A 5,238-nucleotide genomic window follows, 5' to 3' on the forward strand; every position below is an offset into this window, starting at 1 on the left:
GGCGAAGGACGGTGCCGCGGTCCCTCCCGGCGCGATCCCCGGAGCCGCGGGGGCGACGACCCTGCCGGGCACGGTGGCTCCAGCCGGTCCCCGTTCGGGCAGAGCAGTATCGGGCATCGCGGGGATCGCCTCGGGTGCGTCCGCGGCCGCGGACTCACCGGCCGGAACCGGCACGGGCAGCGCCATCAAGGGCAGCGCCTCCGCGGACGGCCTGACGGCCGGAACCGGCGACCCCGCGGCCGCGGCGCCCGGAACCGTTGGACCGGACTTCCTCACCGCCCTGGCCGATGCGGGCCAGGGCGCGAACCCGCCGCAGGGCACACTCCCCGCGGCCCAGGGCGGTCCGGCGCCGACCGCTGCCGCCAGCCCGGCAGCCGGCGCCACGAACGCCGCGCAGGGCACGGCCGCCCCGGCCCAGCCCGCGTCCCCCGTCCAGGCCGATCCGCCCATTCCCCTCGGTCAGGTCCCGATGACCATCGGGCTGCGATCCCTGCGGGGATCCAACGAATTCCAGATCCGGCTCGATCCGGCCGAACTCGGGCGCATCGACGTCAAACTGGAGATCGACAAGGCGCATGGCCGGGTGATGACCCACCTCGTGGTCGACCGCCCCGAGACCCTCGCGCTGCTCCAGCGCGACGCCGGCCAGCTGCAGCAGGCCCTGTCCCAGGCCGGCCTGGATACCTCGGGCGGCGGCCTCAACCTGTCGCTGCGCGGCGACGGCGACGCCCGGAGCGGCGGAGGCGACGGCCAGCAGGGTGATGCCCCCCGCAGCGGGTCGAGTTGGACCCGGGATCAGGCGGAAGCCTCGCAGGAGGTCGCCCCGACCCGCTTCCTGCGCGGCTACGGCGGCGTCGACATGAGAATCTAACGCATCGGTCCAAACGAGGGAGTCAGCGAAGTTTGGAAAAACCGATGCCTCAACAAAGGCCTAGGGCTCATGCGCAGGAACCAAGTGACTGCGTCTAAGGACTAGGCGGCGCGCGGCACGAGCGGCGCGGACCGACACCGAGACATCACCCGTCCAGGCCCTGAGCCCCGACGCGGCACGGGAGAGACCCATATGACGAGCGGCATATCCAGCCTGACCAGCACGACGTCCAAGACGGGCGCGTCGGGCAGCAGCGGCAACGCGACCGAGATCGCGGGCAACTTCACCCAGTTCCTGACGCTGCTCACCACGCAGCTCAAGAACCAGAACCCCCTCGACCCGATGGACACCAACCAGTTCACGCAGCAGCTGGTCCAGTTCGCGGGCGTCGAGCAGCAGCTCAAATCCAACGACCGCCTCGACAGCATCCTGAGCGCGTCCCAATCGGCGAGTTCGGCATCGGCCACGAGCTACATCGGCAAGACCGTGACGGCGGACGGTAGCGCCTCGCAGCTGTCCAACGGCGCGGCCTCCTGGTCGCTCACACCGGCCCGGGCCGCCTCGAAGGCGGTGATCACCATCCTGGATTCGAAGAACAACGTCGTCGCGACGCAGACCACCGCGCTGACAGCCGGCAACCAGACCTACACGTGGAACGGCAAGACCTCGGCGGGCCTCAGCGCGGCGAACGGCAACTACACGATCAAGGTCTCGGCGACCGACGCCACGGGCGCCAACGTCTCGGTCGATACGAGCCTGACCGGCACCGTTGACGAGGTCGATCTCAGCGGAACGACGCCGGTGCTCATGATCGGCTCGCAGAAAGTGCCGCTGTCCAGCGTGCAGACCATCGGGTTGTCCACAAGTGGCACTTAACGAATCACATCCGAGTGACTCGCTTCAACATCTCTTAAGCGGGCGCAAGTACCTTCAATGCTCGACAGGTCAGTCGAGTGTAGAGCGTATCATGACCGAACCGAGCCGCCCGAGAGTGAAGTACGTGATCGGGCCCGACGGCAGCCCCCTGACGATCGCGGACCTTCCGCCCCCGAGCACCCGTCGCTGGGTGATCCGGCGCAAGGCCGAGGTCGTGGCCGCGGTGCGCGGCGGCCTCCTCAGCCTTGAGGAGGCGTGCAAGCGGTACACGCTGACCACTGAGGAATTCCTGAGCTGGCAGTTCTCCATCGACCAGCACGGCCTCGCCGGCCTGCGGACGACGCGGATTCAGCACTACCGGCACTGAGACTGCGGCCGCGGGCATGGGCTCTCCCCGTCCCCGCCGGCCGATCCCGAAACCTGCCGAAGCCGCGTCCGGAATCGCCCGGGCGCGGCTTTTCGATGTTCCGAACCCGCTCACGGTCCGCGATGCGGCCGGGCATTAACGCCCCGCTAACCACGACCTGGGCAATTTCTGCCGAGCGGGCCGCCGGGGTCCGCCAGCGTTAGAGTGCAGCGAATCCGCCCGTGAAGCCGGTCCTCGATCTCGTCACGAAGTTCGGACCGGCCCGAATCGCCGCCATGGCGGCGGTGACGCTGACGCTCATCGGCTTCTTCGCCTTCATCATCCTGCGCGTCTCGCGCCCCGACATGGGGGTGCTGTTCTCCGACATGTCGATACAGGATTCGGCGGCCGTGGTCCGGGAACTCGACAGTCGCGGTATCCGCTACGAGACCCGGGGCGACGCCGGGCAGACGATCCTGGCGCCGCGGCCCGACCTCGCCAAGCTGCGCATGGACCTCGCCGGCAAGGGCCTGCCGACCCAGGGCGGCGTCGGCTACGAGATCTTCGACAAGGGCGATGCGTTCTCGTCCACCAACTTCGTCCAGAACGTGAACCACCTGCGCGCCCTGGAAGGCGAACTCGCCCGCTCGATCCGGGCGATCGGCCGGGTCCAGGCGGCGCGGGTCCACCTCGTCCTACCGGAGCGCCGGCTGTTCGAGCGTGACCGCGAGAGCCCGAGCGCGGCGATCGTGCTGAAGCTGATGGGCGACCTCGACGCCGGGCAGGTTCGGGCGATCCGCCACCTGGCGGCCTCCGCCGTGGAAGGCCTCAAGCCCGAGCGCGTTTCTATCGTCGACGAGCGCGGCCGGCTGCTGGCGGACGGCGCCCGCGATGCCAGCGCCGATATCGCCACCGGTTTCGAGGATCGGCAGATCACCCTGGAGCGGCGCCTGCGCGGCCAGATCGAGGACGTGGTCGCCGGCATCGTCGGCCCCGGCCGGGCGCGGGTCCAGGTCAACGCCGAACTCGACCTCAACCGGGTCGAGAGCCGCTCCGAGACCTTCGACCCCGAGAGCCGCGTGGTGCGCTCCGCCCAGACCCGCACCGAATCGGCGCTCACCGGCAATGCCGACGGCCAGGTCAGCGTCGGCAACGAGCTGCCGGGCGCCAGTGGCGCCGACAAGGCGCCTGCCCCGAAGGACGCGACGAACAAGAACGAGGAGACCACGAACTACGAGATCTCCCGGGTGACCAAGACCGAGGTCGCCGAGGGCGGCCGGATCAAGCGCCTGTCGGTCGCCGTGGTGCTCGACGGGGTGTACGCCACCGCGCCCGACGGCAAGCAAGCCTACAGCCCGCGCTCGCCCGCCGAGATCGAGCGGATCACGGCCCTGGTCCGCGGGGCGGTCGGATTCGACAAGGCCCGGGGCGACCAGATCGAGGTGGTGAACCTGCGTTTCGCCGAAGCGCCGAGCGTGCCGCAATTCACCGAGCCCACGCTGCTCCAGTCACTGCTCGCGCCCACCAAGGACGATGTCCTGCGCATGGCCGAACTCGCCGTCCTGGCGCTGCTCACCCTCATCGTCCTGCTGACGGTCGTGCGCCCGCTCGTGCGGCAGGTGCTCGCCCCGGTCGCGGACGCACCGTCGCTGGCCGGCCCCGGGATGGGCCTGCCCGGCGACGCCGCCATCATTGCCGGGCCGGGCGGGGCGATTTCGGTCATGGACCGCGACAACCCGACCGCGCGGCTGATGGAGTTCGCCAAGATCAACGGCCAGGTCCAGGCCGAGACGGTCCAGCGGGTGGTCGACATGGTTCGGGCGAGCCCTGCCGAGACGGTCGAGGTGCTGCGCACCTGGATCCAGGAAGAGTGAAGCGTAGGGCGTCGAGGATCGGCCGATGGCAGCAGGTATGGCGGCAGGACTGGTGAACACCCTCGCGGGTGCGGGCGGCGAATCCCTCTCGTCGATGCCCGGGCCGCAGCGCGCCGCCGCGCTCCTCCTGATGCTCGGCGAGGAGGAAGGCGCGCCGATCTGGCAGATGCTGGAAGAGGAGGAGATCAAGAAGGTCAGCCACGCGATGGTCCAGCTCGGCACGCTGGAGGCGCAGACCGTGGAGAGGCTGATCATCGAGTTCGTGACGAAGCTCGGCAACAGCGGCGGCATCTCGTCGAACTTCGAGCGCACCGAGGCGCTGCTCCTGAAGATCTTCCCGAGCGACCAGGTCTCGCTGATCATGGCGGAGATCAAGGGTGCGTCCGGCAAGCGCGTCTGGGCCTCGATCGCCCAGGTCGACCCCGAGATCCTCGCCTCGTTCCTGCGCAACGAGTACCCGCAGACGGTTGCGGTGGTGCTCTCGCGGGTGCGGGCCGACTACGCCGCCAAGGTGCTCACCATCCTGCCCGAGGACTTCGCCATCGACTGCCTCAACCGGATGCTGCGCATGGAGACGGTCCAGAAGGAGGCCCTGCGCCACATCGAGGAGACCCTGCGGGTCGAATTCGTCTCCACCATCGCGCAGACGCAGCGCCGCGACGCCCACGAGATGATGGCCGACGTGTTCAACGCCTTCGACCGGCAGACCGAAGGCCGCTTCCTCGCCGCACTCGATCAGGCGAACCGCGGCTCGGCCAAGCGCATCCGCGAGCTGATGTTCACCTTCGAGGACCTGCTGAAGCTCGATCCGGGCAGCGTCCAGACCCTGATGCGCAAGATCGACAGCGACACCCTGTGCCGGGCCTTGAAGGGCGCCAACGAGCCGACCCGCGGCTTCTTCATGAAGCAGATGTCGACCCGCGCCGCCAAGAACCTCACGGACGAGATGGCCTCGCTCGGGCCGGTCCGCCTGAAGGAGGTCGACGAGGCGCAGGCGAAGATGACCGAGATCGCCAAGGACCTCGCCGAGAAAGGCGAGATCATGATCGCCAAGAATAGCGCCGAGGAGGAGCTGGTCTATTGAGCGCCCAGGCCGCCCGGAGCGCCAAGCCGTTCCTGTTCGAGACCGACTTCCGCAGCGCCCGCCCGAGCGCGGAAGCGCAGCGCGCCGCCGACGCCGCCGCCCGGGCCGAGGCGGAGGCGCATGCCCGCGGCCAGCAGGAGGGCCGCGCCCAGGCCGAGGCGCAGGCCCAGGGTCGGCTCGCCGACGC

5 protein-coding genes and 1 pseudogene are annotated in these 5,238 nt (G+C 69.6%); all 6 read left to right on the forward strand.

Annotated features, from left to right (window positions below; all coding sequences use genetic code 11):
- Positions 1-871: flagellar hook-length control protein FliK (locus AC1DXK_RS29960; RefSeq protein WP_477299640.1), on the forward strand; the 871-nt coding region annotated here is incomplete at its 5' end.
- Between the two features lie 192 nt (positions 872-1,063).
- Entirely contained in the window at positions 1,064-1,747 is a 684-nt protein-coding gene (locus AC1DXK_RS29965; RefSeq protein ID WP_457105776.1) for a flagellar hook assembly protein FlgD, read from the forward strand.
- A 91-nt stretch (positions 1,748-1,838) separates the two neighbouring features.
- Positions 1,839-2,114: a CtrA inhibitor SciP gene (gene sciP, locus AC1DXK_RS29970; RefSeq protein WP_007569077.1), complete on the forward strand. Its 276-nt coding sequence runs from the start codon at positions 1,839-1,841 to the stop codon at positions 2,112-2,114.
- Positions 2,115-2,335: 221 nt separating this feature from the next.
- The gene (gene fliF, locus AC1DXK_RS29975; protein ID WP_457105775.1) at positions 2,336-3,967 is read left to right on the forward strand and encodes a flagellar basal-body MS-ring/collar protein FliF; all 1,632 of its coding nucleotides are present in this window, start codon (positions 2,336-2,338) and stop codon (positions 3,965-3,967) included.
- Positions 3,968-4,004: 37 nt separating this feature from the next.
- Entirely contained in the window at positions 4,005-5,051 is a 1,047-nt protein-coding gene (fliG, locus tag AC1DXK_RS29980) for a flagellar motor switch protein FliG (RefSeq protein WP_457105851.1), read from the forward strand.
- Positions 5,048-5,238 (forward strand): annotated as a pseudogene (locus tag AC1DXK_RS29985) (FliH/SctL family protein); the annotation flags it as partial. The gene fliG and the pseudogene AC1DXK_RS29985, both read left to right, overlap by 4 nt.

The organism is Methylobacterium sp. P3_A11 (assembly GCF_056403155.1).

Excerpts from the sequence above, each read along its gene's own strand:
- AC1DXK_RS29965 (WP_457105776.1), top strand. The coding sequence starts at position 1,064 with ATGACGAGCGGCATATCCAGCCTGACCAGCACGACGTCCAAGACGGGC.
- sciP (WP_007569077.1), top strand. The coding sequence starts at position 1,839 with ATGACCGAACCGAGCCGCCCGAGAGTGAAGTACGTGATCGGGCCCGAC.
- fliG (WP_457105851.1), top strand. The coding sequence starts at position 4,005 with ATGGCGGCAGGACTGGTGAACACCCTCGCGGGTGCGGGCGGCGAATCC.